Genomic DNA, 25,911 nt, shown 5'->3' with positions numbered 1-25,911 from the left:
GGTGACTCTGCAAACCTGAAGAATTTCAGCTGATCGCCAGGACACACCGGGCGCTGTTCGCCAGGTGTGTCCACGAAGTACTGCACGGCGACGCCGAGCGCACTGGCGATCCCGTTCAGGGATGTGATTGACGGTTTGGCCAGCCCTCGTTCAACCTGCGAAAGAAAAGGCTTCGAAATCCCTGCCGCGCCCGCCGTGTAGTCGAGGGTACGCTTTAGCCGCTGCCGTAACGCGCGAATCTTGCCGCCCAGAACGGTAGGCGGCGTCGTTTCTTCAAGTTCGGAGAGCATAAGATGAGTGCGCTGATTATTTAGTCATCCCTGGATCCAGCAAGGGGTCCGCCGCGACACCACTAGCGCCAGAGATGCCGTATCAGCCGCTGCAATCGGGCCGACTGATCGAGGCGTTCCTGAACTGAATCTTCCGGCTCTGCATCAACCCGGTTTGAAGATGATTGCCATTGACTCCGCAAGAGATGCCGGATGAGTCGCAGTAGTCGGGCTGCCTGATACAGACATTCCTGGACTGGATCTTCCAATGTTGCGTGGTCCTGGTTTGAACAAAATGGCTGCTGGTTCATCGTGAATATCCCTGGAAGACGTCATGGGATCATTCTGCGCACGGGTAAGGCCGCGCGGTAGGACCAGGCGTAGCAATCTGAACCGGCGCACCGCGTCGTTTTTCCTATCTGTATCCCTTGCTCAATCGATACAGTTGGGATGCGTGCTGAGTGACGCGCCTTACTTCGAGCCGGGGCCTGTTTTACCGGCGTTGGGCACTGTTAGAATTGGTCGTTCTTCCAAAAACAGGTGGACAGCGGATGTGGGACCGAACGACTCGTTACGGCGAACTTGCCAGCCAATTGCACGCAGAAATCTGCGCAGGTGAATTTCGCCCCGGCGACAAGTTGCCATCCATCCGCGCCTTATGCTCGCGCTTCAAAGGAAGCAGCGCCACGGTCACACATGCCCTGTACTTGCTGGAAGACGCAGGCCTGATCGCGGCGCGCCCGCGTTCAGGCTTCTATGTTCGGGAACGTCAGGTAATTGTTGGCCCACAACCTCGGCCCGAAGTGGCCGCGCAACCCGCGCTGCCGGCGCAACGCGCCTTACTGCGAGAACTCGACCAGCTGCACGTTCATGAACAACCCATGTTGTTTGCCGTGATCGATCCGGAGTTGTATCCGGTCGTCGCCCTGCAACGCATCATGACAGCGCAAGCCCGCCGTAATCCTTCGTTTTTTACCCTAGGAGACATGTGTACCGAATCGCCGCTCTCGGAACAACTGGCGCGCCGGGGACGGCTGATGGGCTGCAACTGGCGTGCTGAAGACATCACCGTCACGTCTGGCGGGAAATTCAGCCACCGCGCGTTGTTGCGAGTGCTAATCAAACCCGGCGATACAGTGGCGATTGCTTCCCCGGCCTCCATGAGGCTGTTATGGGACCTCGATGCGATGGGACTGAACGTGCTCGAAATACCGGCCCATCCGGAGTACGGTCTTTCCATCGATACGCTCGATTTCGTGCTGAAACGGGAGAAGGTGGCGGCATGTATCTTCTCCGCGAATTTTTCGCATCCGACCGGCGGACTGATGAGCGACGACGCAAAGCGCCGCACGGTCGGGTTGCTTGCGAAGTATGGCGTGCCGCTTATTGAGGACGACCACAACGGGGAGCTGTATTTTGGCAAGAGCCGTCCGTTGCCTTTCAAGGCGTTTGATCAAGCTGGGCTGGTTCACTACATCACGAACCTGAGTGACCTGGTCAGCCCCGGCATGTCTCTGGGCTTCGCGGTAACTAACTTGCGGAGGGAGCTTGAGTTTATGCCGGAGCCGGCGCCGCTGTTCCAGCACACCCTGGCCGCGTTTATGGCCAGTGGTTTGTTCGAGCCACACTTGCGACGTTTGCGCCAGACGCTGGCAGCCTATGCAAAAATGCACCGGGCAGCCGTGCAACGTCATTTTCCGCCGGAAGCCTGTAGCCATGCAGTGTTGGGCGGCCATTGGCTATGGGTGGAATTGCCGCGCGGCTTCGATTCCGTCGCCTTGTTGCGCAGAGCGCTAACGGTTGGTATCGCGTTTGCGCCAGGCCAGCTTTTTTGCACCGACGGCAGCCTCAATCATTGTTTGCGGCTCAATATGGGCATGCCGCTGACTGATCGTACTGAACGGAATATCGCTGCGCTGGGTCAACTGATATCGGAAGAGTTGGCGCAACTGCGCACCGAATAATGATGGCGATCTGAAGATCGAAGGTGGTCGATAATTGCCCACCGCTCGACCCAATCGTTTCCGTCGACTAGGCATCACGCATATTTTCCCGGAGTCTCAACGCATGAGCGTGCTTTCCCCCGCCGAGTCGTATCTACTGGACTTCCATCAGCGTCAGGCCGGCGCCACGAGTGCCGCGTTTGGTCACCTTCGCGCCCGTTCGAGCGTGGCTGAATACGCATCCTCTTATGCAGCGCTTGCCGCGTGCGTGCCGACATCGGCTGCGGCGCTGACCGTCCTCGACCTCGCTTGCGGCGATGGATATCTGCTCAAGCTGCTGTCGGACCGGCAACAGTCATCGCTGCGGTTGATTGGCGTCGACATGAGTCAGGGCGAACTGGACGTCGCGCGCGCAACGCTCCCCGAGGACGTCGTGTTGTTGAAAGAGCGTGCGCAGGAACTGCCCATCGAAACGGCCAGCGTCGACTGCTTGCTGTCGCATATGGCCATCATGCTGATGGATAACATCGAGCAGGTTATTGGGGAGGTCCGTCGCGTGCTGCGTCCACACGGTCAGTTTGCGACCGTGGTTGGGCGAGCCTTTCTGCTCGGCGAAGCGAATCAGGTCCTGCACAAAGTCCTGCTCCCGATTCTCAGGGAAGACGCCTCGCCGCTTCCGTTCGGCGATGCACGCACCAACACGGTGGAGGGATTGACGGAGTTGCTCTCGAGGGACTTTGAAAACCTGCAGTTCGAAGATCTGGATGTGGATTGGGAACCGCAGCCTGACGAACTATGGGAGTCGCTGACTGAAACCTACACTATAGACAGGCTATCCGAGCCGGCTAAGGCACGCTTGCGGGAGGAGTTCCTGGAAGCGCTCACCGGCTTGCAGCAGAGCGACGGAACCATTCGCACTGGTTGGGGGGTTCGGTTAGTTCGTGCACGGGCGAAGTAGCGCCTGGATCGGCATATGCGATGTCCGCCGATAGCGACGGACACCGCACACCTGCTGTCAGCTTAGGTCCGGTCAGCCTGCAAACCGGTCCGTCGCTGCGATCAACGCCTTTAGAATGCCCGGTTCATTGTAGGCATGCCCCGCATCCGGAATCAGTTGGAAGTCCGCCTTCGGCCACGCCTTGGATAGATCCCACGCGGTACGCGCCGGTGTCGCCACGTCATACCGCCCCTGAACAATCACGCCGGGGATATCAGCGAGGCGATGGGCGTCCCGCAGCAACTGCCCTTCCTCGACAAACCCGTCATTGACGAAGTAATGATTTTCGATGCGCGCAAAAGCGAGCGCGTATTCATCTTCGCCGAAATGCTCCTCCAGTTCGGGGCTGGGCAGCAAGGTGATCGTGCGGCCTTCCCACAAGCTCCATGCGCGCGCGGCCTCTCGTTTCGCGGCCTCATCCGTGCCAGTCAGGCGGCGACGATACGCTGCCATCAGATCGCCCCGCTCTTCGACAGGAATCGGCGCGAGGAAGCCCTCCCAAAGGTCCGGGAACAACCACGACGCGCCTTCCTGGTAGTACCAGAGCAGTTCGGCGCGGCGCATCGTGAAGATACCGCGTACGATCAACGCGCTGACCCGCTGCGGATGGGTCTCCGAATACGCGAGACCGAGCGAGCTGCCCCATGATCCGCCGAACACCAGCCATTGCTCGACGCCGATCATCTCGCGCAAGCGCTCGATATCCGCCACCAGGTCCCAGGTAGTGTTGTGGTCCAAGCTCGCATGCGGCTTGGAGCGGCCGCAGCCGCGTTGATCGAACAGCAGCACGTTGTAGCGCGACGGGTCGAACAGGCGACGGTGTTCGGGGCTGCATCCGCCGCCGGGGCCGCCGTGAAGAAACACCGCCGGCTTGCCATTCGGATTGCCGCACAACTCCCAATACACCTGATGACCGTCACCGGTATCGAGGAAGCCGTGCTTGTAGGGTTCGATTGATGGGTACATGTTTGATTCCAGAGTATAGATGCCGGTTCATTGCGGCGAGCCGCGTGCATCCAATAGATTCTGCCCGATGAACTTCAACCCCGCTACTCGTTTCGGGTGCGGACGCGGCTCGGCTAGTCCGCCTGGGATAACTGGAACACATTTCCCTCGGGATCTTCCCCATCACAAAGCAAATAGGGGAAGCCTTCGTAGCGCTTCAATTCGCGCATGTTGACGCCTGCCGCAACGAGCTTGTCGCGCAACGCGTCCAATCCCGATGGCACAGAGAACACCATCTTGGCATTCGAGTGAGCGTGCTTAGCCGTCATGTTGCGATACGGCTCACCCACAAGATGTAGCGCGAGTTCGATCGCGCCCGCGTTGAAGACAACCCATTCTCCAGGAATCTCTTCAACGATGGGTAACGCGAAATGCGCTTCGTAAAACGACTTCAGTGCTTCGACATCGTGCACGTAGAGTATTAACCGGCTCATGGAGATGATCACGTGTTTCTCCCGTTGGGTTGTTCGATGTTGCTAAAGATCGGATTCAACGTGAGGCACGTAGAGCATTTCACACCCGAGACAACTGTACCGCCTCGCAACCACTCCGCTAGGATAGCTCCACTTTCACGTCGAACGCCTCCGCTTCCCTCATTTCAAATTGCTTGACCTGCCCGGCGGCGCATAAGTCGCTCTCCGCGATCTTAAGCAGCTCAAGGCGGCCCCGCGAACCTTCCACACAGACCCGCACCACCTCGGCCTTCATGGACAATCGAGCCTCAGATTTCGCCTTGCGGATCACGCTCAGCACTTCAGATACGGCAGCGATGAGCTCATCAATCGAACCGTCATTGAAGCGGCTCGATGCACCGAAGTACAAGTCCCTCGTAGGCCATTGCGCAGTATGAACCGATCCCTCCATCCACCACGACCAGCACTCTTCCGTGACGAAGGGCAGAAACGGCGCCAACAACCGTTGAACCACAGAAAGCGAAGCCGCCAACGCGTTGCGTGCCGATACCGCTTGCGATTCGTTACCATAGGCTCGGCCCTTCACAAGCTCGACGTAGTCGTCGCAATACCACCAGAAAAAGGCTTCAATGCGTTCGATGGCCCGGTTGTACCCGAACGCCTCCAGCGCAGCCGTTGCATCCGCAACCACAGCGGCGAGACGCGACATCATCGCGCGGTCGAATCCATGGGTGATAGCGCCATCCGGCTCGCCATCAAAGCCCAGCGCGAACTTTGAGACGTTCAACAGCTTGAGCGCAAGCCTACGCCCTACCTTCATCTGCTTCTCTTCGAAAGCGGTATCCGTACCCGGACCGCCCAACGCTGCCCAGTAACGCACACCGTCGGAGCCGTACGTATCGAGCAGCGACAGTGGTGTAACCACGTTGCCCTTCGATTTCGACATCTTCTTGCGATCCGGATCGAGAACCCAACCGGAAAGCATCGTGTGTCGCCAAGGTGCGCTCTGCGCTTCGAAGCCGCTCCGCACAACCGTATAGAACAGCCACGTGCGGATGATTTCATGTCCTTGGGGACGCAAGTCCATCGGGAAGATATTCGCAAAGCATCCATCCGCCTGCTCCCAGCCGCCTGCAATCTGCGGCGTCAGCGAACTGGTCGCCCACGTATCCATGATGTCCGCTTCGCCCACGAAGCCACCCGGTTGACCGCGTTGCGCCTCGGTATAACCCGGTGGCACGTGTGAGCGTGGATCGATCGGCAATGACGCAGCGTCCGGACATATCGGCGCGCTGTAATCGGGTTCACCCTCCGGATCGAGCGGATACCACAGCGGGATCGGCACACCGAAGATCCGTTGGCGGCTAATCAGCCAATCGCTATTCAGGCCTGTGACCCAATGGCCATAGCGCGTGGCCATGTGCCCGGGATGCCAGCAGATCTGCGCGCCTCGCTCAAGGAGTTCCTCGCGCAGCGCGTTGTCGCGCCCGCCGCTACGCAGATACCATTGCCTCGTTGCGATGATCTCCAACGGACGATCCCCCTTTTCGAAGTATTTGACGCTGTGCGTAAGCGGCCGCGGCGGACCCAGCGAATCGCCGCTTTCGGACAGCATCTCCACCATCCGGCTGCGTGCTTGAGAAACAAACATGCCGGCAACGCTTGCATAAGCATCACGGGCACGCGGCGATGCGAGCCAATCTGGTGTTTCGCTCTGCAGGCGACCATCTTTGGCGATCACACAGCGTGTCGGTAAATTGAGCTCGCGCCACCAGATCACGTCGGTGACGTCGCCGAACGTACAGATCATCGCCAGCCCGGTGCCTTTTTCCGGCTCCGCGAGCGGATGCGCCAGCACCGGCACTTCGATATCGAAGAGCGGCACGCGCGCTGTGGTTCCCATGAGGTGCCGATAGCGCTCGTCATCGGGATGTGCCACCAGAGCGACACAGGCTGGCAGCAACTCCGGGCGTGTTGTCGAGATGATCAACGCATTGCGTAAACCATCGACGAAACGCAGGTCATGATAAGCACCCGCAAGCTCACGATCTTCGAGTTCAGCCTGTGCGACCGCAGTCTGGAACGTCACGTCCCACAAACACGGTGCGTCCTGACTGTATAACTCGCCTCGCTGCAGATTGCGCAGGAATCCCAACTGACTCGCACGTTGCGATCGGTCGTCGATTGTGGCGTAGGTCAAACTCCAGTCGACCGAAATCCCGAGACGCACAAACAGCTCTCTGAACGCGCGTTCGTCGATCGCAGTCAGCTTATGGCAAAGCTCGATGAAGTTGCGCCGGCTGATCCGCGCAAACTCCGAGCGACGCGTAGCAGGCGTCGTGGGCTCGCGATAGTGCGGGTCGTACGCCACATCCGGGTCGCACGTCACGCCATAGAAGTTCTCGACGCGGCGCTCCGTAGGCAGGCCGTTGTCGTCCCATCCCATCGGATAGAACACGCTCTTGCCCGTCATGCGCCGATAACGAGCGATGATGTCGGCATGCGTATAGCTGAACACGTGCCCCACATGCAGGGACCCGGAAACCGTGGGCGGGGGAGTGTCGATCGAGAACACGCCTTCGCGCGGGGCCGTGCGGTCGAAGGCATAGAGTTGCTGCGCTTGCCAATGCCCTGCCCAACGCGCTTCGAGCGCTTCGAGACTCGGCCGGTCGGGTACGCCTGGAGCGGCTTGGCGTCGTGTCGGATGACGATGCTCAGTGGCTGATAAGGTAGGTGAGTGTTTCATCGCTGCTTCGCTGTCGATAGGGAATTCGGGTTGCAGTGCACACGAAGGCCACATCCAGGTCGCACGAATCCGCGCGACCCAGACAGGGATCACGAACGAATCCAGCAGACATGCGAACTGCACGGCCTCGGTACGTCTTTGGCCAGGCAATGTGTTTAAGCGACATGGCTTACGAACACACTATCCAGGCGGAGGGACACCAGATGCAGGTTCGCGAACGCTCCATAAAGCGAAATGCGGCGGCGATACCTCGGCAAAAACCGAAAGGCCGACGGAAGCGAAGTAAAGCGAGGGAAAGAAGCGAGAACGGGCACAGCGAAATGCTCGAAGCAGCCATTGCGAGCGCATGAAAAGCCGCGCGTGCTGCGAGGGGATGGGGTAAATCAGTGCGGCAATACGTTTAACGGTGACATAGCATCCTCCGCGAGTGAACGTTAGATAGGGGGTGTCCCGACTTGTGGCCGGGATATGTTTTTATAATCGATCATTGAGATTGGCACAAGTCTTATGTGACATCGTGTGTCGCCATATCCTCGATCCACGCTTCAAATGCCGCGTACATCGCCGGTAGCGATTCCTCGTTGGTCGCAATACGTTGCGCACCATGCACGATCGAAATCGACGCATCGAGATCGCCACTTGTTTCGGCCTGCGCTGCCCGTGCCCGATCCGTGCGCTCGATCGCCTCCTGCGCGAGCGCCCACGCTTCCTGCGACGAGCGGTTGCAGTCATCTGCCAGGTAAGCCGACGTCAAACCCTCCCCGGTCATATTCCGCAGCGTTTGATCGAGCGTCAGACTGTTGCCGGTGGACCAGCAATGCTTCACCAGCAAGGGACCTACTTCCGGGTTATCGACGATATAGCCGAGCGTGCGCGTCAGATAAGCGCGGGTCTGCGACGCAGACATCTTCGCCAGAAGATAGCCTTGATAGTAGACCGCGATGTCGTGATAGATGGGGTGAGGCATACTCAGCACATAGACGGTGTTATTCGAAACACCGAGGATGCGCTGCGTCAACGAGCGCTCCAGATCGAGCACGGACTCCGTCGTGCGCTCTGCATCGTCCATGGCATAGAGCACCCGTTCGAAGTAAGTCGGCACCAGGTCGCGCCGTTCGCTGTAAGCGAGGAAGGCCCGGTTCGACTCGACCCCCGCACGGATCATCTCGTGAGGCATCGGCTCGCCGTCCGCGTTGCGCGCGTAGCGTCGGATCCAGCAAGGGTCGCCCGGCAGCGCCTCGAAGAACTTCGCCTGGGTTTCGAGGTATGCCGGCGTGGTCGGGGCAAAGCCGTGCGAAAAGCACGGCGAATTGAGCATCACGTTCGAAAAGTGCGCGGCGTGTCCCGCTTCGTGAAACAACACGTTAATCCCCCGCAGTCCTGCGCCCGCCTGTTGCGGACGGGCCGTCGAGGTGAAGCGAACGTCGGCAGGCACCCAGCCGTTAGTGTCGTCGTGGTAACTGGCTATGGGCGAGGCACAAAAGCCGGTAGTGAACTTACCCGGTCGGTCCGGCAGATCGATTTCGATGCGTGCGCCGCGATACGAAACACCAAGACGCCGGAACGATTCCGCCCAACGCTCCAGCGCCTTGCTAAAGGGAAAGTAAGCATCCGCCTTTAGCGCGGCGCCTCCGCGAACTCTGAATAACAGGTTATGCGGTTGCAAGACTTCGTCGCCGTAGTCACTGACGAGGTGATCCATCGAAGCAAAATGCGTGTCGCGCGTATTCCGTTCAAATTCATCGAAGATCGCAAACAACCGCTCCGGGCTCATACCGCTGTTGGTGCGCAACCGGTAATCGAAGAAGTCGCGATAACCGAGTTCACGCGCCAACGCATTGCGCTTCGCTACGATCTCGAGAAAGCCGTTTTCCAGCACCCAGCGTTCGAGTCCATGCAGCGCCTCGTGTGAACTTTTGCGCGAGGCCTCATCCGGGTTTGATGCGAGGTTTGAACGCAACGCAGCGGGCGAAGCTTCTTCAGTATGGCCCGACGCTCCGATATGATGCATCTTGTAGGCTTGGCGGCGCGCAAACAAATCGGCGTCCATCGCGATCAGTTCGGCAAGCAACGCAGCCGCACGCTCGCCGCCCAACGCATTGCCTTCGAATGCCGCGACCCAGCCGCACAAACCGCTCACCAATGCATCGCGCTCAGCAGACTGCTGGGTGGCTTCAACCCTCGCGAGATGTTCTCTGGTTTGCGCCAAAAGCTGAGGGTCTGCGAGGAAGGTCTTCAGTGCAAGACTAGCCGCACGCTGCGCGTCGTGTTCATCGCTCTGGCCCGTGTGGGTCAGCCAGAAAAGCTCACCGTCCTTTCGATGAATCTGCAGATAATCCTGATTGATCTGGTCGAAGAAGGCGCGAGCGTTTTTCATGTATGAAGCATCACTAGAGGCGTTGTTTTGTGTGGCTCGGAAAAGCGGCGGAGAGCGCTCAGCGTTAAGTCTTCATCGTAGCGTAGTCGGCATACAGTTGACTTGCTAAGCGACGTTGCAAGAGCCTATCTCTGCGCTGCGCCCTCTAAGCGCCTTTAGCATCCAGCGGACTCAAACGCTGTCCATCCACACTATCCTCAATCTGCCAGCCTCTCGCTCTCAATACCTCACGCAAACGGTCCGACTCGGGCCAGTCCTTATCCGCGCGCGCCTTCTCACGCTGACGAGCGAACTCAGCAACATCCGCTGGACTCTCGAACGTATCGGGCCGCCACTCAGCCAGCCGCAACCCGAGCACTGCGTCAAACACATCAACGGTAGCCCGACGTGTTTCATCGGGCAGTTCGCTCCTGACCAATTCCCATAGCACGGCCAGCGCCCGCGGAAGATTCAGGTCCTGATTGACCTCTGCGTTAAAACGCGCCACAAAGCCCTCATCCGCCGCGCCGCCTACGGGCCAGCCCGCATAGGCTTTACGTAGCCGGTCCAACGCTGCCTGCGCGGCCTCAAGCGCTTCATGATTGAAACGCAGCTTGCTGCGGTAATGCGCGCCAAGGCAAAGATAGCGATAGGCCAACGGATCGATCCCGCGGTCCATCAAGCTCTGCAGCCGCAAAAAGTCCCCGCTCGACTTGGACATCTTGGCGGCATCCAAAGTCAGAAAGTGTCCATGCATCCAGAAGTTGGCTGCGCGCGTGCCGTGTCGAGCTTGCGTCTGCGCAATTTCGTTGCTGTGATGCACGGCGATGTGATCTTCTCCACCGCAATGAATATCGAACAAGGGGCCAAGGTATTTGGCCGACATCGCCGAGCACTCGATATGCCAGCCCGGAAAGCCGCGACCCCATGGGCTGTCCCACTCCATTTGCCGCGTCGATCCAGGCGGGCTGAATTTCCACAACGCAAAGTCCGTCGCGCTGCGTTTCTCTCCCAGCGCCACACGCTTGCCGGCCTGCAAACCCGCGTGATCGAGACGGGCCAGATAGCCGTAGTCGTCCTGCCTGCTCGTGTCGAAGTACACACCGTCGTTCGTCTGATACGTATAGCCGGCGCGTTCCAGTTCGGCAACGAAGGCGATCTGTTCCGCGATGTGATCCGTCGCGCGGCACCATAGCGTGGGCTCCAGCAGGTTGAGCGCCTGCCAGTCGCTCATGAACGCACGGGTATAACGTTCCGCAATCTCCCATGCAGACTCACCCGTGCGCCGGCTGCCCTTTTCCATCTTGTCTTCGCCTTCATCGGCATCAGAGACGAGATGACCGACATCAGTGATGTTGACGACGTGCCGCACCGTGTAGCCGTTTAGTTCAAGAACTCGCCGCAGTACGTCTTCGAACACATACGTCCGCAGATTGCCGATGTGTGCATGGTCGTACACCGTGGGTCCGCAGCAATACAGACCCACGTGACGGGGTTGCAGGGCCGTGAACGGCCGCACAGCGCGCGACCAGGTGTCGTACAGGGCGAGAGACATCGAAGTTTCCGTGTGGTTTGGAAGGCGGAAAAACAAAAAAGCCACCAGTCTTTCAACGGGTGGCCATCAGGAACCAGCTTGAACGTGACACAAACCGACGCGCTAGACGCAAGCTCCCTCTGGCAGGCTTTGACAGCATGCGTGCTTGCAGCGAATGCGGGAAAGGGCGGAGGCGTTCATTAGGGTGATGCTAACGCGCGTCTATTTTCTGGTCAATCGGTTTGGGCGGCTGTGAGTTAAGCTTCGCCGCGCGCGGCCCGCTCGGCGGCATCGACGGTCTGTGCGATGAGCGTGGCGATCGTCATCGGGCCGACGCCACCTGGCACGGGCGTCACTGCCGCGCAGCGGCTCGTGAGTCCGTCGAGATCAATATCGCCGACACCGCCAGGGTGGTAGCCGGCATCGATCACGACAGCACCATCGCTGATCCAGTGACTCGGGATGAACTTCGGCTTGCCCACAGCGCCGACGACGATTTCCGCGCGGTGCACCTCGACCTCGAGATCGATCGTCTTCGAATGACACAACGTGACGGTCGCATTCGCATTCGACAGCATCAGCGCCATAGGCTTACCGAGGATCGCGCTACGTCCGACCACAACCGCGCGCTTGCCAGCCAGTTCGATCTTGTAGTGCGCGAGCAGCCGCATGATGCCGGTTGGCGTCGCGGGACCGAATGCCGGTTCGCCCAGAGCCATGCGGCCAAAGCCGTGGCTCGTCACGCCATCCACGTCCTTGAGCATCGAGATGCTATCGAAGCAGCGGCGTTCGTCGACTTGAGCAGGCACGGGATGCTGCAACAGGATCCCTTGAACGTTGGGCTCAACGTTGAGCTTTGCGATCTCGGCAAGAACCTTGTCCGTGGTGCTACTGGCAGGCAGTTTGACCAGGCGCGAGTCCATCCCGACGCGCCGGCATGCGTTGCCCTTCATCTGCACATAGGTAGCGGAAGCGGGATCGTCGCCGACCAGAATCGTGGCGAGTATGGGCGTCTGGGCGCCGTTGTTTGCCTTGAGCGCGGCCACTCGCGCGGAGAGAGACTGTTCGCCCAGCGCCGCGAGCGCTTTGCCGTCCAGGGTCAGGCAGTTAGGGGGATTATTCATTGCTTAGCTCCTCCTCACGGTCGCAGTTTGACGCCCGCTATGCTGCAAAGGCTGAGTGCAATGCGAGAGAAGTAAAGGGCCGCGCAGACAACGGAATGCGGGCGACAGAAATGAAACGGGGGTAATGGCAATACTAGGGGCAGTCATCGGAAGTCTCCATAAGAGAACGATCAAGATGCCCAGGCGAACGGCGGTGTGACGTCTACGCTTCCCGATGGTGATCCATCTTCTTTCGCCAGTCACGTAGGCCCATATAATAACTCACGCTAACACCGGTTATCCTTCACTCTGCCCGCGACACGCCGACCACCGTCGCCCGAGCACCGTGACCAACAGGTACAGAACCGTGCGCGTCAACCATCAGGCATTTTTCTGCTCGCTTTTCTTCGCGCGGCTGGCCGACCAGATTCTGCTGTTCCTGGTACCGCTAGTCGTATTCCAGACGACCCAGAAAGTGTCGTGGTCCGGTATCGCCTTTTTCGTTGAAGCGCTGCCGCGCTATCTCTTCTTCCCGCTCTTCGGCGCGTTCAGCGACCGGTTCTCCCCACTCAAGCTGATGCGTATCAGCCAGACCTACCGGGCCGTCGTCTGTATCGCTGGTGTCATCGGCTACGCGTTCTTTGGCGGAATCGGCTGGCTGATTGCGCTCTCCGCTTGTTGCGGCATCCTGACGAGCCAAGGCTTCGTCGCCCGCGAAGTCATGCTGCCGCAAATCTTCAAAGCGCATAAGTTCGAGCGCGTGCTGGCGGTCTCCCAATTGGCCGACCAGCTCGGCGTCGTGCTCGGCCCAATGGCGGCGGCACTGCTGCTCGGCTGGTGGCGCTGGGAGTTCGTGGTCGCCGCCGCCGGGCTGCTGTTCCTGATCGCCGACGCGTCGTTTGTGTTGTGGCAGCGCATAAGCGGTTTTCAGGCTATCGCAACCGAACCGCCCCAAGGCCACTGGACCCAACCGCTGCGAACCGCAATGCAGCATGTCGTGCGCCTACCCGGTCTGAAGAAGGTCATTCTGCTGGCCGCCGCCGAGAACCTGGTCATCGGTGTAACGCTCGCCACTTCGGCTGCCATGGTCACCGGTATCCATCATCAATCGGGACGCTTCTACGCGGTGCTGCAAACCATCGGCGCGATCGCTACCGTGCTGATCCTCGTGACGATCGCACGTGCCTCGTTTTCGAGGAAAACGTTGGGTCTGCTGGCATTTCTGGCAATCTGCCTGGGAGGCGTGCTGGCCGGTGCGAGTTCTAGCCCGTGGGGCTACGCGGTGGGCTTCGTGCTGATCACCGGCTTCGACAAGATGTTCAACGTCTACATTCGAAGCGCCCGGCAAAAGATCATCCCGCCCAAGGACTACGGCAAAACCACGGGCGTCATCATCCTGTTGAACAATATGACCCAGCCGCTGGCGGGATTGCTGGTGGGTGTGTTCGCCAGCCGCGCCCATACCGGTTTGCTGATCGTGACGCTCGCGCTGACGATGGGCGCAATCGGCGCAGCGGCGTCGATTGCGGAGCCATGGCTGCGGCGCAGACGCACGGCCCGCGCGGAAGGTGAATCAGGCTTGTCCAAGGCGGGCATCGCAGAAAGCGAGTGAGCCCGTCATCACCTTAGGTCGTCGCCTCGGCAGGTCCGATGCGCACGCCTTTGAAATGGCCCGCAGCCGGCGGCGCGCCGCACTCACGCAACAGCGCGCGCAACTCGTTGATAACCGGAAACACCTCGTGATTCCAGTCCGCCCCTTGCCGGTCGTGCGCTTCCTGTTCGCGTTCGACGATCCAGCGGTCTTCCTTGAAAATCCGCTCGGTGAACCAGACCAGCAGCGGCCAGGCCATATCGAGCAGGACCGGAATACCCGGCTTGCGGATGGAGAGCAAGCCGAAGGTGCGATTAGTGCGCTGCTCGCTATCGACCGGCACGTAGACGATCCACAGATTCATCACGAGCGTCGAATCCGACGTGCGGATCTGCAGCGTCTGGTACGGATACTGGGTGCGGATGGTCATCACATCCTTGTCCGCGCCTTGCGTACCTTTACGGCTCTGGCCGAACACCAGCGCCTCGCCGATCGGCTGCTCGCCAGCCATCCGCGCAAACGTGTAGTCCACCTCGACCCACCCTTCGCCGTGCCGCCGTCCGAGCGAGCGCGCCCGCATCTGCCCCATCTGCTTGCGATGCAGGAACTGATGGTTCATGTCCATCAGGTTTTCGTGCATGAACGAGTAGTGGCACTTCACCTCGCGGCCAAAGCGGCGGGTCTTGTACGCCTTGTCACCAAGCGAGGCGAGCGGCGGCAAGGGGCGCTCCTCAGCCAGCGCGGGGTTGCCCGGAAACACGAAGATCAGACCCTGTTCCTCGCGGCACGGGTACGAGCGTACGCCATTGGGCAACCGCTCACGTCCGATATACGGAATATCGACGCAGCGGCCCGTGCAATCGTACGTCCAGCCGTGATAACAGCAGCGGATATTTTCGCCGTCCACCACGCCGCCGTGCAGCGGCACCTGGCGGTGCGCACAGCGGTCTTCCAGCGCAAACGTGACGCCCGACTCCGTGCGTACGAGCACGATCGGCTCGCCGGCGAAGGTTACGCCGTGCGCCTTGCCCCGCTTGACCTCGTGCGACCAGGCGAGCGGATACCAGTAATCGGGGTGGATCGGAACGCGACGCAAATCGCGAACAGGCGCGTCAGGGCGCGCTTCGACGAATGCCGCGGAAGATACTTCGTCAGATGCATCGGCAATAGCGTCGACAGGCGCATCGATAGTGCTGCTATCCAGCGAAGGAACTCCATGCATGGGCGACGCCTCCTTATAGTCTGAAAACCCGGGTGGGGCCCCAACCGGATTGGGGACCGACATGGGGAGTCAGTCTACTAGAAGGCGCGCAATTGATGTTTTTGACAATGCCTGGGGTTTCCCGCCAGCCGTCAACTTTCGTCGGGTGCGACCAGACCTGAGCGGCGCTGCGCGCCCCAGACGCGGCCACCGCGTAAAAAGTGCAACCAGCCCAGCAGGGCGCCGGTGTGGCGGAGCAGCTGGAACGTAAAGGGCTCGGCTATCGCGGCAACCAGCGCCAGTCCCAAGCTCGAGCCGACGCGCTGGCCAGTCCAGCGGCGGTACAGGTGGATGCTCCAGACGTAGAAAGCCAGGTCGACGGCGATTTTCGCGCCGATCACGCCAAAAATCGACAACACCAGCGTCCCGTGCCCGCCGACGAGGAAAGCGAGCAGCAGCACGAAGGCAGTCAGCCCGTAGATCGGCTGCATCGTGTCGATCGCCTTGACCGGCAGCATCAGCATGCCGAGCGTGCCGTAGCGCGGGTTGCCCGTCATGTCGCGATTCCAGTATTGCGTCTGCAGGAAGCCGGCAAACCAGCGGCGCCGCTGCCGCAGGAAACTGCCGAGCGTGCCGGGCGCATCGGTTCGTCCTTGTGCATCGCCGACCACGCGGACATCCCAGCCGAGCCCGTGATCGACCGAATAGCGGCGCAGCCGATGGATCAGTTCATAGTCTTCCACCAGACACTGCGGGTCGAAGCCACCCACCTCGACCAGCGCCTCACGCTTGAAGGAGGCAAACGCGCCCGAGATCAGCAGCAGGCTGTCGGCGCGCATCCAGGCGAAGCGGGCAATAAAGTTGCGCATGTACTCGTAGGTCTGGAACCACTGGAACACGCGGCCCGAAATGGATTTTCCGCAGACCGGCACGAGGATGCCCGCTGCCGCCACCAGCTTCGGCTGGCTCGCGAAGGCGACCCGCATGGCGTAGGTGGCGTCGTCGTCGAGCAGCGTGTCGGCGTCGACGGTCATCACCGTCTCGGTGGTCATTTCCGTGATGGCGGCGTTCAGCGCCCGCGCCTTGCCGCCGTGCGGCACGCGCAGCCAGTACAGGTTCGGATGCAGCGAGCTCGGCGCGCTCAGATGGCCGTCCGGCGCTGCCGTCAGGCCGAAGCGTCCGGTCAGGAGTGCGGCGGTGCCGTCGGTCGAGCCGTCGTCGGCAATCACGATCTGCTCCGGCCCGTGCGTTTGCCGCAGCAATGCGGCCAGCGTGATGGGCAGCACGTCGGCCTCGTTATGCGAGGCGACGATCACCCCCATGCCAGGCAAACTGCGGTGGTCCGACGCCGGCTCGAGCGGCGCCTGCGGCCGCATTAATGGCAGCGTCTTGACCGCGACGAATGCGAGCAGGAGGGTGTCGTAGAGTACGTACGCAATCCCGGTCGACCACGCCACCACGCCTTGCAGAAAGAACGCCCGCGCGAACAGCAGCAGCCACAGCACAACGACGCTGAGATGGATCACCGTGCTCAACAACGTGGTCGGGCGAGGCACGATACGAGGCGACGCGAGCGCCAAGGCTTGTTCCAGAGTTCTCTTCAAAATAGCGGCTGAATCCGTCGGTACTGCGTGGTTGAATGGTTGAGCTTGTGGGGCAGAGTCGTATGGCAAAGACGCGTTCCTCAAGGGATCATGCGCTTCAGCACGGACTTGCGATCGATCCACTCATGCTTGAGCGCACCGCCGACATGCATCGCCAGCAGGGCATAAAGCGCGTAGCCGAGCCAGGTGTGCAGCGCGCCAAAGCGGTCGTGCAACGTTTCCTTGAGCGTCGGATCGAGGTTCATCACGTAGCCGATGCGCGGCCACGGAAACAGATTGAACAGACGCATCGGATGCGTGGCAGCATCCTTCCATGCCGAGTCGTGCAGCCAGCCAGACAGCGGCAAGCCGATCATCAACAGATAAAGCAGGAAGTGCGCGACATGGGCGGCGATCCGCTCCCATGCGGGAAACGCAGCCGGCAACGGCGGCGGCCGATGCGAGACGCGCCACAGAATGCGCAGCAGCACGAGACCGAGCACGGTGATGCCGATCGACTTGTGCACGTCGACCACCGGCCGCACCCAGTCGTCGGGCAGCGAATCAGCGCTCAGCCCCAACACCACATTGCAGATAATCAGGATCGCGATGATCCAGTGCAGGACCATTGCCGTGCGGGTGTAGCGGGAGACCGCCTGCACGCTGCCGACATCGGTTAGCGGAGAGTTTGCGTGAGTGCTCATCGGTAATTCCGTCCAAAAGGTGCGCTTATGCGAAAGCTTTTTGAAATTTAAATGGCCTTGAAACGGGGCAAAAGCGCCGACGCCTGAATGCAACGTCATCGCAGCTATTAGTGCTAACGTCGCCGCACGGTGGTTTATTCCCAGAATGCCCTCATGGACGGATTTCTGCTCGTTTCAACGGCGCTTTGCCACGTTGTCGAACCAGATTGACCACGACGGAAATTGCAATCTTCCTATGAAACTGTATTTGACGTACGGCGGCCACGCATCGAGCCTGCGACGCATTGCCGCCAGTCGCCGATACGCGCAAGGTAAAGATGCCGGGCATGTGGTTTATGCATAGGTTCGCCGCCGTCTGCATGGCATAATCTGCGCCAATCATCGCTCCTTCTCGTGCTCGACGCACAGCATGCTTCGTCTCCGCCTTCAGAAAATCGGCAGTTTGTTGGGATTGCTTGCAATCCTGATGAGCACGCTTGCGCCGACGGTTTCGCAGGCGCTCGCGGCACACGACAGACTTGGCCAGGCGCTCGCCACCTACTGCTCGGCGGACCCGGATAACAGCCGAGTCGAGAAGACGGACAAGTCGTCGCCTTCCCCTGTCTGGCATTGGCAGGCCTGTGCGTATTGCGGCATGCTGGCCCATGCGCCGGCGCTGCCCGGCACGGCTACCGTGTTCGTGGCCGAGCTATCGGTTGCGCGCGCACCGGTTCCCGTCACGCGCGAAGCCGCCCACGTCCCCCTCTTTTATACCGCGGCCCAGCCGCGCGCACCTCCCGTTCTCTCCTGACGTGTTCGGTACCTGAACCGCATCCGTGCTGCGCGAGCAGCCGCGGGATGTCGCCGCACAACTACGCGGCGCAGCATCAACACAATTAGGAGAAGAATTAGATCATGCGTACGTTTTTTAAACGACACGCGGCGCCCGCACGCGCCGCGTTGATGGCGGCTGCGGGCGCCACCTGTCTCGCCGGTTCGCCGGCGGCTTCAGCTCACGCGGTAGTAGGCGACCGCGTTTTTCCCGCCACGCTGACCGTGGACGATCCCGGCGTCGGGGATGAATTCGACACCCAGTTCGGTCATATCAAGAGTCCGGACGACAACGGTGACAACATGAACGTCAATACGGTCTCGTATGAATGGGACAAACTGATCACGAAGAACCTGGCCTTCAGCGTCTCGAGCGACTACGTCAGCCAGAACGACCCGAACGGTGGCTCGACGAAGGGTTGGGACAACGTCACCGTGGGCGCGAAGTATCTGCTCTACGCGAACGCGCGGCATGAATTCATGGCTTCGATCGGCCTTGAGGCGGAGATCGGCGGCACGGGTTCCAGGTCGGTTGGGAACTCGTTTTCGACGTTCACGCCGGACTTTTACTTCGGCAAGGGCTTCGGCGATCTGCCCGCCTCGCTCAGCTACCTGCGGCCGTTTGCGATCACCGGCGAACTCGGCCCGAACCTCACGACGGCATCGTCCGCCAATGGGCCGAATTCGTTCGGCTGGGGCTTCACGCTGCAATACAGCATTCCGTACCTGCAAAACCAGGTGAAGGACCTCGGCATTCCGCAGCCGTTCAACAACCTGATCATGGTTGTCGAAGCGCCGATGAGCACCTGTACGGCGGGCGCTTGTTCCGGTCAAACCACAGGCACCATCAACCCGGGCTTTCTCTGGCTTAACCGCTACGGCCAGTTCGGCATCGAAGCGCAGATTCCGGTCAATCACCTGAGCGGCAATCACGTGGGCGTGCTGTTCGATGCGCACCTGTACTTCGACGACATTTTCCCTAACTCTCTTGGCAAACCGCTCTTCAACTAAATGAAAAACGCTCTCCTGAACTCATCTCTGGCGCGCGGCCTTGTTGCCGCGCTGACGCTGACCGTCGCACAACTCGCGCACGCTCACGCTTATCCGACTCACCAGGCGCCGTCCGCCGGGTCCACCGTGACCACCTCGCAAAAGGACGTGGCGATCGATTTCGACGACGGTCTCGAACCGGCCTTCAGCGCGATCACCGTGACCGATGCGCAGGGCAAGCCGGTGACTAGCGGCAAGGCCGTGGTCGATCCGGCGAACAAGAAGCATATGTCGGTGGCACTGAATCCGCTCACGCCGGGTGACTACACGGTCGCGTGGGTCGCGGTCGCTGAAGACGGTCACCGGACGCAGGGCCATTACACCTTCACGGTGAAGTAACGGTGGATCCGCTCGTCGTCGTACAGATCGTCGTCGAGGCTACGCAAGACGTGCTGTTTGCGGTGGCGGTCGGGGCGCTCGTATGCAGTGCGATGCTGGCGCGGGTGGACGACACCCGCGCCACGGCGTCTGCTAACGGGTTGGGACGCTCGCGGTTGACTGCACTCGTCGTGCTCGCGCTCGCCTGCCTGATGTACCTCTGGCTGGAGGCAGCCGTGATGAGCGGTACGCCGTTCAGTGAGGCAGGGCCCGTGGTGGGCGCGGTGCTGACGCAATCGCACTTTGGAGTTGCGTGGTCGGTGGGTTTTGCCGGCGTGGTGCTCGCATGTCTCGGTGGCACGCGTCGCAGCCATGCGGCGTGGTGGTTAACGGCGGGGGGTATGGTCGTCTACGTGGCGGGTAAGGCTGCCGCCAGTCACGCCGCCGACGCAGGCGATTTCACGTTGCGCGAAGCCGTGCATGTGCTGCATCTCGCGGCGACGGCGTTGTGGGCAGGCAGTGTGATTGTCACGGCGCCGCTGTTGTGGCGTAGGGGCACCGCAGCGGGGGTAGTGCATGTTACGCCAGCCAACCGTGTGAGGTTCTGCACGTACCTGTCGCATCTGGCAACCGGCGCGCTCGCAGTTGTGATTGTGACCGGCATCTATAACGCTACTCAGGACACAGCACATCTGACTACGCCGTTGCTCGACATGTTGTATGGACGCGTGCTGACGCTCAAGCTGATAGTCGTCACGGTGGCCGTGCTGCTCGGTGCCTATAACCGGATGATCTATCTGCCGCGCCTGCAACACTCGGTGGCCCGCGGCGGACAAGCCCATCGCAATGCGCAGTGCAGTTTCGACCGGCTACTCGCCGTCGAAGCCGTCGCAATGCTAGCGATTTTGATCGTGGCAGGCGTACTAGGCCACACGTCGCCCTCGGGCGGCTAGCCCATGTTTTGCGGATGCGCTGGCGCTAGTCTGTGACAGCGCGCCGGCGCATCCGTCCCTCACCTACGCCAACTTAACGACGCGCAATCAGCGCGACAGATTCCACTCGCTCGTCAAGCCAGCCATCCGCGGCGTGCGGCTCGAGCAGCGACCGCACGCGCGTCACCAGTTCGTCGAGCCGGGCGCCGAGGCGCTCCGATGACAGGCTCGACATCGACAACGCTCGCGCGATCAGCGATTCGAGCGCGACGCGCCGCTTCTCGATGATCGACACGCGTTCGAGCGAAGCGAACGCCGACTTGAACAAGACGGATTCGTGACTTTCCCAGCTATCGGATTTGCGCTGTTCGCGGGCCGGATCGGTTTGCGCGTACTCGTCGAGCAATGCGCGGTACGAGGCGAGCCATGGCGTCGAAGCGTCGTTGGCGTGCGAGGTGCCGAAGAGCACCACGGCGCCCGATGGGTCGATCAGCTTGTCCAGACGCGCGAGCGTATCGGGCCGGTCCATCCAGTGAAAAGCGCGGCCGATGACAGCGATCTGGAAGCGGCCCCACTCCGGCGAGAGGTCGTAGGAACTACCTAGGCGGTATTCGATGTTCGGGGCAACGCCGAGTCCGAGTCCTGAGGCGATGCGCAGCATCTCGGGTTCGGGGTCGAGCGCCACGCCTGAGTCCACCCATGACGAAAATGCCAGTGAGAGTTGCCCCGGTCCGCAACCCAGGTCTAGCAGGCGCTGTGTGCCGTCGAGCTTGCAAACTTCCGCCACGCGGCGGATCAGGCGCGGTGAGTAGGCGGGGCGGCCGCTCAGGTAGTGAGCGGCGTTGCTCTTGAAGCGGTCAGGTATGAAGGGGATGGGTGTGGTCATGGGCGGGTTGGTGAAACCGTGTGAGAACGGGACTTGATGCGTCGCGCAGTTCGCAAAGTATGCTGTTGTGCAGCTTTTGCTGTCGACACGTCGTGGGCGAAATCTTATTGTTCTGGATGCCTGGTTAGCCGCTTTACCTGAACAACCTATCAAAACTTCTGACCGCACCGAAACGGGGTTTGGCGTCCAGCCCAAACACCGAAAGGGGCCGGTACCGCCCAAAGACGCTCTCCGAAGTCTTCCGCCGGGGGGCGTCCACCTGCCGTTCGTGGGCCTCCAAACGTTTGGCAACGCGCGGAGTTGTCATACAACATGGATTGCCTTAGGTGGATGTTTAGTTTAGCTGTACAGCTAAACTAGTGAAAAATGCTAAACTAACGCTCAATTTCCTTGGTGATGCTGTACAGCTAACGCTAACTATGGATGCTACCCCGGCCAGAGCGCTCGCCGAGCAGTTTGTTCAAGCGTTTGAGAAGGCCACGGGCGCCACCATCTCGGACAACCGGCAGTGGGAACTCCCCTTCCAACGATCTGACGGCTTGCGTCGGCTCGACCTGCTTCTGCACGTGCATACCGAGCCCCGGGAACTGGATCTGGCGATCGAGCTGATAAAACATGGTTACCCGCGCGACATACGGCAGACGGTCTGGCAGCTGGAAGAGTATCTGCTTTCCACGGAGCGCCGTGACCACACAATCCCTTTCGTGGTCGCGGAGTACCTGAGCCCGGGCGCGCGCGAGAGTCTCCGCGAACGCAATATTGGCTATTTCGACTCCAGCGGCAGCCTCTTCCTCAGGAAAGGCGACTGGCTTGTCAATATCGATCGCGCCGGTAAAGCGAAGAAGTCCGCCCGGGCAGGGTCGATTTATACGGGTGCCCGCGAGCAGGTCGTTCATGCTCTTCTGCATGCTGACGACAAATGGCTCACCGGACTTGAGATCGCCGAGCTCGCCCAGACCAGTTCGTTCACGGTATCCCAGACGCTACAGGAACTCGAGCGGCTCGAATGGACGGTATCTGAAGGCAGCGGCCGGCAACAGCGGCGGCGCGTCGTCCAGCCCGGCAAGCTCCTGGACGCCTGGGCCGACAACTGGCGTACGCGGCAAGAAACGAAGACCCGTTGGTACATGTACGCTCCGAATCCGCACTCGGCGGCCCAGTGGATCTACAACGTTTTCCGGAACACGAAGCAAGATGATTGGACAGCTACGGGCGCTGCGGCGGCAAACATTCTGTCACCGCTCCTCACGAGTGTCGATACGGTCGACGTAATGGTGCCTCCCGGTAACGCTGCCCAATACGCCACGGATCTCGGTCTGAAAGAAGTCGCCAAAGGGGCAAACGTCACCCTGCTGGAGCGAGCTGGTGCGAGCACGTTGTTTCGGCATCAACAGGATTCCTACCTTTGGTTCGCCAGCCCTTTTATCGTGTACCTCGATCTCCTGGATGATCGCGGCCGTAACAAGGAACTGGCGTCCGAGTTCCGCTCCAACGTTCTAAAGATCTGATCTATGGTATCGAACAAACCTCAAACGGCCGACGGCTATGACCCGGAACACACACTCGCCTGTGAACGGGCACTAGTAACACTTTTGCGCGGCTTCGGTACGTTAAAGGAAACCTTGAGACTGGTTGGCGGGCTGGTGCCCCGCTATCTCACCCCGGAGAGCCCGCCTGAAGTTCCGGCCCATGCGGGAACGTCGGATGTGGATATCGTGCTCAACCTACAGGTCCTTGCCAACGACGATACCTACGCCGATCTCGCTGATCAGTTGAAAGCCCGCGGCTTCGAGCGTTTCGTCAAAGACGGGCAACCGAGCAGTTGGCGATGGCAGCGCAAGGTGTCCGAGCACGAATCAGTGCTGGTTGAATTTCTCAAGGACTCCGACGAAAAGTCCGAGTCCGGAAGGATCGCCTCAGTCAAGGGAGAGGGCCTGTCTGCACTTGCAATCGACCACGTTGGCATCGTGCACAGATGGTATCTGCAACGCGACGTCACCGCTGAGCTTCTGGACGATGGTGGCACTGCTACGGAAACGGTGCGGTTCGCCAACATGACGGCTTTCATTGTCCTGAAAACGCTCGCCTTTGAGCAGCGCGCTGAGAACAAGGATGCAGCTGACCTGATTCACGTGTTGCGCTATGCCAATGCCGGGAACGTGGAGGCGGCGGTGCAAGAATTCGTGCAGTATCACCGCGCAAAAGACAATCATGACGCGCTCGACAAGACGCTCGCCATTCTGCATCGTCGGTTCTGCGATGGCGATGGGGTCGAGGGTTACCTGCGGGACGGTCCAAAGGCGTGCGCTGTTTTCATGTATGGGCGCGACGCCAGTCTTGAGGAAGAGCGTGTCCTTGAGCAACGGAATGTGTCGGGGCTCGTCAGCTTCTTTGTGAAGAAAGTGCACGAAGGCATGTCAGATCCGCAATAGGGGCGGTCCTTTCCCCGACCTGTATGGAGCTGGAGGTGCCAGTGCCTCTACGCGTGTTATCGAAGAAGTGCGAAATACGTTAAGAGCTTGGCTTGACGCACCGCAAACCGCTCACTCCGCGGCACCGTCCCCGGGCGGAAGTTCTGAACCTTCTCCCCCCAGCCCATACGCACGCGCCTTCGCATCGAACAACGCCAGCAACCCGTCAGCCGAGTTAAACATGCCCTGCCCGTTATGCCCGACACCCGGCACCTGCCAGCACCGATGCGCAAGCCGCGGATGCCGGCGGCGCAAGTATTCGAAGTAAGCCAGTCCACGCGCCAGCCGATGCGGCCCTTGCGCATTGGCCGCACACGAGCGATCGAGCGCCTGATGCTGCGGATCGCAGTCGGCCTCGCCGAGCAGATAGATCACATCGCTACGAGCGTAACGTTGCTCAAGCACATCAAACGATGCATCGCCGCTCGCGTAACGCGGCGGCTGATGAATGCCGTACTTCCACGTATCAACCCCTGCGCACGTGCTCTCATCAGCGGGGCTGAATCCGCCGTTACCATCCGGCCGAAGCTTGTCGAAATACACGTACGAAGACGGATTCGCAATCACGTAACGGCAATGAACGCCCTGCTCCGCAAGCAGCGCCGCCGCCCGCCCCACCACCGCATAACGATGCGCCACCTGCGCGCCGCCCGAATGACCCGCAATCACCACCTCTCGCAACGACGCAAATCGCGAGCGATCCGCAGCCTCTTCGACGAGACTATCAAGCACTTCGAACGAACTAATCGGCGCAGGACCTACCGCATCGTCGCCACCCATCCAGCCCGTCCAGTCCCAGTGCAGCGTGTCCTGATCGAGATCATGAGCCGCGATATCGGCGCTCGCAAGAAACTGCGGCACGATCAGCAAGGTGTCGGTAGCGTCCACGTCAGCCGCGGCCAAGGCGCGTTCTGCGGACAACAGATACGCGTCCGCGTCGCGCAGCCGCCCGTGCAGCACGATAACGACACGTCTCACGCGCGCGTCCAACGCCTCGTCGGCAGAACGATAAACCGGCAACGTGCCGGCGCCACGCTCCGTGGTAACGCGCAAGCGTGCGCTGGCAACCTCGCGCACTGGGTATTCATTACGCGGTCGTACCCGTTCGCCGGGACTGAAAGACGTCATGTTCGAATCAACGTGAAGGAAAGAAATTATTCTTGCGGGACAGCATCGGGATCGCGCCATAGCTGTCGTCCAGACCGGCTCAAGCCCACCATCAACAGCGAGACGACCGCCGCAAAAATCAGGAAGTACGCCGGCACCATATTCGAGCCGGTAAAACTGATTAGCGTCGTCACGGTCAACGGCGCGAGGCCGCCAAACAGCGTGACGGCGATGTTGTACGACAGCGCCACCCCGGTCGAACGCGTTGAGGTCGGAAACAACTGCGTCAGCATCCCCGGATGCGGACCCGACATGATGCTCAACACCAGCGTAGCGACCATCTGCGCGGTGAAGAGGCGCTCTGGCGTCGGCTGTGCGACCACCCAGGCGAACAGCGGATACGCGATCAAGGCCCAGAGCACCACCATCGGAAAGAACACCCGCCAGGCGCCGACGCGATCCGCGAGCTTGCCCGCCAGCGGATACGCGACGATGCTGATCAGCCCCGACATGGCGGTACCCAGCAATGCCGTCTTCAGCGGCAAATGCAACTGACGCTCGACATATAACGGCAAAAACGAGTGCCATAGATAATTGGTCGCCGTGCCGACGATGATCACGCCCATCGCACACATACATGCGTCGCTGCGTTCGCGCAGAAACTGCCGGATCGACTGGCGCGGTGCGTGGCCAAGCCGCTCGCGCATTTCGACGAATTCCGGCGATTCGGCCACCTTGTGCCGAATGTAGAAGCCGATCGGCCCGATCAGCGCGCCGAGCAGGAACGGCACGCGCCAACCCCACGTTTCCAGTGACGCGCGGTCGAGATGCGTCGTCAGCAGATAGCCGCACGCAGACGACAGCAGCAACGCAAACGCCTGCGAGGTCATCT

At 60.6% G+C, this 25,911-nt stretch carries 22 protein-coding genes and 1 riboswitch; of the genes, 9 read left to right on the top strand and 13 right to left on the bottom strand.

Going from position 1 to position 25,911, the window contains the following annotated elements; genetic code table 11:
- Positions 1–290, bottom strand: a 290-nt coding sequence (locus M0954_RS29485) for a helix-turn-helix transcriptional regulator (RefSeq protein ID WP_297357020.1), incomplete at its 3' end; no start/stop codon positions are given.
- 530 nt (positions 291–820) lie between these two features.
- On the opposite strand from M0954_RS29485, the gene M0954_RS29480 reads away from it, so the two are divergent.
- Both M0954_RS29480 and M0954_RS29475 read left to right on the top strand, forming a co-directional pair.
- Positions 821–2,233, top strand: coding sequence for a PLP-dependent aminotransferase family protein (locus M0954_RS29480; RefSeq protein ID WP_123386671.1), 1,413 nt, complete (start codon positions 821–823; stop codon positions 2,231–2,233).
- 103 nt (positions 2,234–2,336) lie between these two features.
- Positions 2,337–3,170, top strand: coding sequence for a class I SAM-dependent methyltransferase (locus M0954_RS29475; protein WP_297357018.1), 834 nt, complete (start codon positions 2,337–2,339; stop codon positions 3,168–3,170).
- 72 nt (positions 3,171–3,242) lie between these two features.
- Here the strand turns inward: M0954_RS29475 and pip are convergent, their stop codons facing one another.
- From pip to M0954_RS29445, 6 genes are all read right to left on the bottom strand, one after another.
- Positions 3,243–4,175, bottom strand: a complete 933-nt coding sequence (gene pip, locus M0954_RS29470) for a prolyl aminopeptidase (RefSeq protein WP_297357016.1) — start codon at positions 4,173–4,175, stop codon at positions 3,243–3,245.
- Between the two features lie 113 nt (positions 4,176–4,288).
- Complete coding sequence (locus M0954_RS29465) at positions 4,289–4,660, bottom strand: VOC family protein (protein ID WP_297357014.1); 372 nt, start codon at positions 4,658–4,660, stop codon at positions 4,289–4,291.
- 106 nt (positions 4,661–4,766) lie between these two features.
- A complete protein-coding gene (gene valS / locus M0954_RS29460; RefSeq protein ID WP_297357012.1) occupies positions 4,767–7,373 on the bottom strand; it encodes a valine--tRNA ligase in 2,607 nt (868 codons plus the stop codon).
- Between the two features lie 505 nt (positions 7,374–7,878).
- Complete coding sequence (locus M0954_RS29455; protein WP_297357010.1) at positions 7,879–9,750, bottom strand: M3 family metallopeptidase; 1,872 nt, start codon at positions 9,748–9,750, stop codon at positions 7,879–7,881.
- 145 nt (positions 9,751–9,895) lie between these two features.
- Complete coding sequence (gene cysS / locus M0954_RS29450) at positions 9,896–11,284, bottom strand: cysteine--tRNA ligase (RefSeq protein WP_297357008.1); 1,389 nt, start codon at positions 11,282–11,284, stop codon at positions 9,896–9,898.
- Between the two features lie 236 nt (positions 11,285–11,520).
- On the bottom strand, positions 11,521–12,387 hold the full coding sequence (locus tag M0954_RS29445; protein WP_297357006.1) for a tetrahydrofolate dehydrogenase/cyclohydrolase catalytic domain-containing protein: 867 nt from the start codon (positions 12,385–12,387) through the stop codon (positions 11,521–11,523).
- A gap of 170 nt (positions 12,388–12,557) precedes the next feature.
- Positions 12,558–12,640, bottom strand: a riboswitch (ZMP/ZTP riboswitch).
- A gap of 93 nt (positions 12,641–12,733) precedes the next feature.
- On the opposite strand from M0954_RS29445, the gene M0954_RS29440 reads away from it, so the two are divergent.
- The gene (locus M0954_RS29440) at positions 12,734–13,978 is read left to right on the top strand and encodes an MFS transporter (RefSeq protein WP_297357004.1); all 1,245 of its coding nucleotides are present in this window, start codon (positions 12,734–12,736) and stop codon (positions 13,976–13,978) included.
- 13 nt (positions 13,979–13,991) lie between these two features.
- Here M0954_RS29440 and M0954_RS29435 read toward each other — a convergent pair whose 3' ends face one another.
- The 3 genes from M0954_RS29435 to M0954_RS29425 form a co-directional block, all read right to left on the bottom strand.
- On the bottom strand, positions 13,992–15,179 hold the full coding sequence (locus M0954_RS29435) for an aromatic ring-hydroxylating dioxygenase subunit alpha (protein ID WP_122157393.1): 1,188 nt from the start codon (positions 15,177–15,179) through the stop codon (positions 13,992–13,994).
- A gap of 131 nt (positions 15,180–15,310) precedes the next feature.
- Positions 15,311–16,762 carry a glycosyltransferase gene (locus tag M0954_RS29430; RefSeq protein ID WP_297357002.1) on the bottom strand — a complete coding sequence of 484 codons (1,452 nt, stop codon included), beginning with the start codon at positions 16,760–16,762 and terminating at the stop codon, positions 15,311–15,313.
- Positions 16,763–16,842: 80 nt separating this feature from the next.
- Positions 16,843–17,445, bottom strand: coding sequence for a cytochrome b (locus tag M0954_RS29425; protein WP_123386679.1), 603 nt, complete (start codon positions 17,443–17,445; stop codon positions 16,843–16,845).
- A gap of 409 nt (positions 17,446–17,854) precedes the next feature.
- Here M0954_RS29425 and M0954_RS29420 point away from each other — a divergent pair, with 409 nt between their 5' ends.
- The 4 genes from M0954_RS29420 (at position 17,855) to M0954_RS29405 (ending at position 20,576) form a co-directional block, all read left to right on the top strand.
- Positions 17,855–18,235, top strand: a complete 381-nt coding sequence (locus tag M0954_RS29420; RefSeq protein ID WP_123386681.1) for a DUF2946 domain-containing protein — start codon at positions 17,855–17,857, stop codon at positions 18,233–18,235.
- Positions 18,236–18,339: 104 nt separating this feature from the next.
- Positions 18,340–19,266: a transporter gene (locus M0954_RS29415; RefSeq protein WP_122157397.1), complete on the top strand. Its 927-nt coding sequence runs from the start codon at positions 18,340–18,342 to the stop codon at positions 19,264–19,266.
- Positions 19,267–19,644 carry a copper resistance protein CopC gene (locus M0954_RS29410; RefSeq protein ID WP_122157398.1) on the top strand — a complete coding sequence of 126 codons (378 nt, stop codon included), beginning with the start codon at positions 19,267–19,269 and terminating at the stop codon, positions 19,642–19,644.
- Positions 19,645–19,646: 2 nt separating this feature from the next.
- Complete coding sequence (locus M0954_RS29405) at positions 19,647–20,576, top strand: CopD family protein (protein ID WP_297357000.1); 930 nt, start codon at positions 19,647–19,649, stop codon at positions 20,574–20,576.
- Positions 20,577–20,649: 73 nt separating this feature from the next.
- On the opposite strand, the gene M0954_RS29400 is transcribed toward M0954_RS29405, so the two are convergent.
- A complete protein-coding gene (locus M0954_RS29400) occupies positions 20,650–21,441 on the bottom strand; it encodes a bifunctional 2-polyprenyl-6-hydroxyphenol methylase/3-demethylubiquinol 3-O-methyltransferase UbiG (protein ID WP_297356998.1) in 792 nt (263 codons plus the stop codon).
- Between the two features lie 419 nt (positions 21,442–21,860).
- On the opposite strand from M0954_RS29400, the gene M0954_RS29395 reads away from it, so the two are divergent.
- The gene (locus tag M0954_RS29395; RefSeq protein WP_297356996.1) at positions 21,861–22,949 is read left to right on the top strand and encodes a type IV toxin-antitoxin system AbiEi family antitoxin; all 1,089 of its coding nucleotides are present in this window, start codon (positions 21,861–21,863) and stop codon (positions 22,947–22,949) included.
- A 3-nt stretch (positions 22,950–22,952) separates the two neighbouring features.
- Positions 22,953–23,873, top strand: coding sequence for a hypothetical protein (locus tag M0954_RS29390; protein ID WP_297356994.1), 921 nt, complete (start codon positions 22,953–22,955; stop codon positions 23,871–23,873).
- A gap of 111 nt (positions 23,874–23,984) precedes the next feature.
- Here M0954_RS29390 and M0954_RS29385 read toward each other — a convergent pair whose 3' ends face one another.
- The gene (locus tag M0954_RS29385) at positions 23,985–24,890 is read right to left on the bottom strand and encodes an alpha/beta hydrolase (protein ID WP_367279549.1); all 906 of its coding nucleotides are present in this window, start codon (positions 24,888–24,890) and stop codon (positions 23,985–23,987) included.
- Between the two features lie 176 nt (positions 24,891–25,066).
- Positions 25,067–25,911, bottom strand: an 845-nt coding sequence (locus M0954_RS29380) for an MFS transporter (RefSeq protein WP_297356990.1), incomplete at its 5' end; no start/stop codon positions are given.

Source organism: Paraburkholderia sp. (assembly GCF_026225065.1).
Classification (GTDB): Bacteria; Pseudomonadota; Gammaproteobacteria; order Burkholderiales; family Burkholderiaceae; genus Paraburkholderia.
This window is presented reverse-complemented; position numbering and strand designations above follow the sequence as displayed.

What these genes read in the sequence shown, in the direction of transcription:
- valS (WP_297357012.1), bottom strand. Translation starts at nt 7,373, where the DNA reads ATGAAACACTCACCTACCTTATCAGCCACTGAGCATCGTCATCCGACA.
- M0954_RS29480 (WP_123386671.1), top strand. Translation starts at nt 821, where the DNA reads ATGTGGGACCGAACGACTCGTTACGGCGAACTTGCCAGCCAATTGCAC.
- M0954_RS29455 (WP_297357010.1), bottom strand. Translation starts at nt 9,750, where the DNA reads ATGAAAAACGCTCGCGCCTTCTTCGACCAGATCAATCAGGATTATCTG.
- cysS (WP_297357008.1), bottom strand. Translation starts at nt 11,284, where the DNA reads ATGTCTCTCGCCCTGTACGACACCTGGTCGCGCGCTGTGCGGCCGTTC.
- M0954_RS29425 (WP_123386679.1), bottom strand. Translation starts at nt 17,445, where the DNA reads ATGAGCACTCACGCAAACTCTCCGCTAACCGATGTCGGCAGCGTGCAG.
- M0954_RS29410 (WP_122157398.1), top strand. Translation starts at nt 19,267, where the DNA reads ATGAAAAACGCTCTCCTGAACTCATCTCTGGCGCGCGGCCTTGTTGCC.
- M0954_RS29475 (WP_297357018.1), top strand. Translation starts at nt 2,337, where the DNA reads ATGAGCGTGCTTTCCCCCGCCGAGTCGTATCTACTGGACTTCCATCAG.
- M0954_RS29395 (WP_297356996.1), top strand. Translation starts at nt 21,861, where the DNA reads ATGGATGCTACCCCGGCCAGAGCGCTCGCCGAGCAGTTTGTTCAAGCG.
- M0954_RS29390 (WP_297356994.1), top strand. Translation starts at nt 22,953, where the DNA reads ATGGTATCGAACAAACCTCAAACGGCCGACGGCTATGACCCGGAACAC.
- pip (WP_297357016.1), bottom strand. Translation starts at nt 4,175, where the DNA reads ATGTACCCATCAATCGAACCCTACAAGCACGGCTTCCTCGATACCGGT.
- M0954_RS29420 (WP_123386681.1), top strand. Translation starts at nt 17,855, where the DNA reads ATGCTTCGTCTCCGCCTTCAGAAAATCGGCAGTTTGTTGGGATTGCTT.
- M0954_RS29415 (WP_122157397.1), top strand. Translation starts at nt 18,340, where the DNA reads ATGCGTACGTTTTTTAAACGACACGCGGCGCCCGCACGCGCCGCGTTG.
- M0954_RS29445 (WP_297357006.1), bottom strand. Translation starts at nt 12,387, where the DNA reads ATGAATAATCCCCCTAACTGCCTGACCCTGGACGGCAAAGCGCTCGCG.
- M0954_RS29400 (WP_297356998.1), bottom strand. Translation starts at nt 21,441, where the DNA reads ATGACCACACCCATCCCCTTCATACCTGACCGCTTCAAGAGCAACGCC.
- M0954_RS29435 (WP_122157393.1), bottom strand. Translation starts at nt 15,179, where the DNA reads ATGCATGGAGTTCCTTCGCTGGATAGCAGCACTATCGATGCGCCTGTC.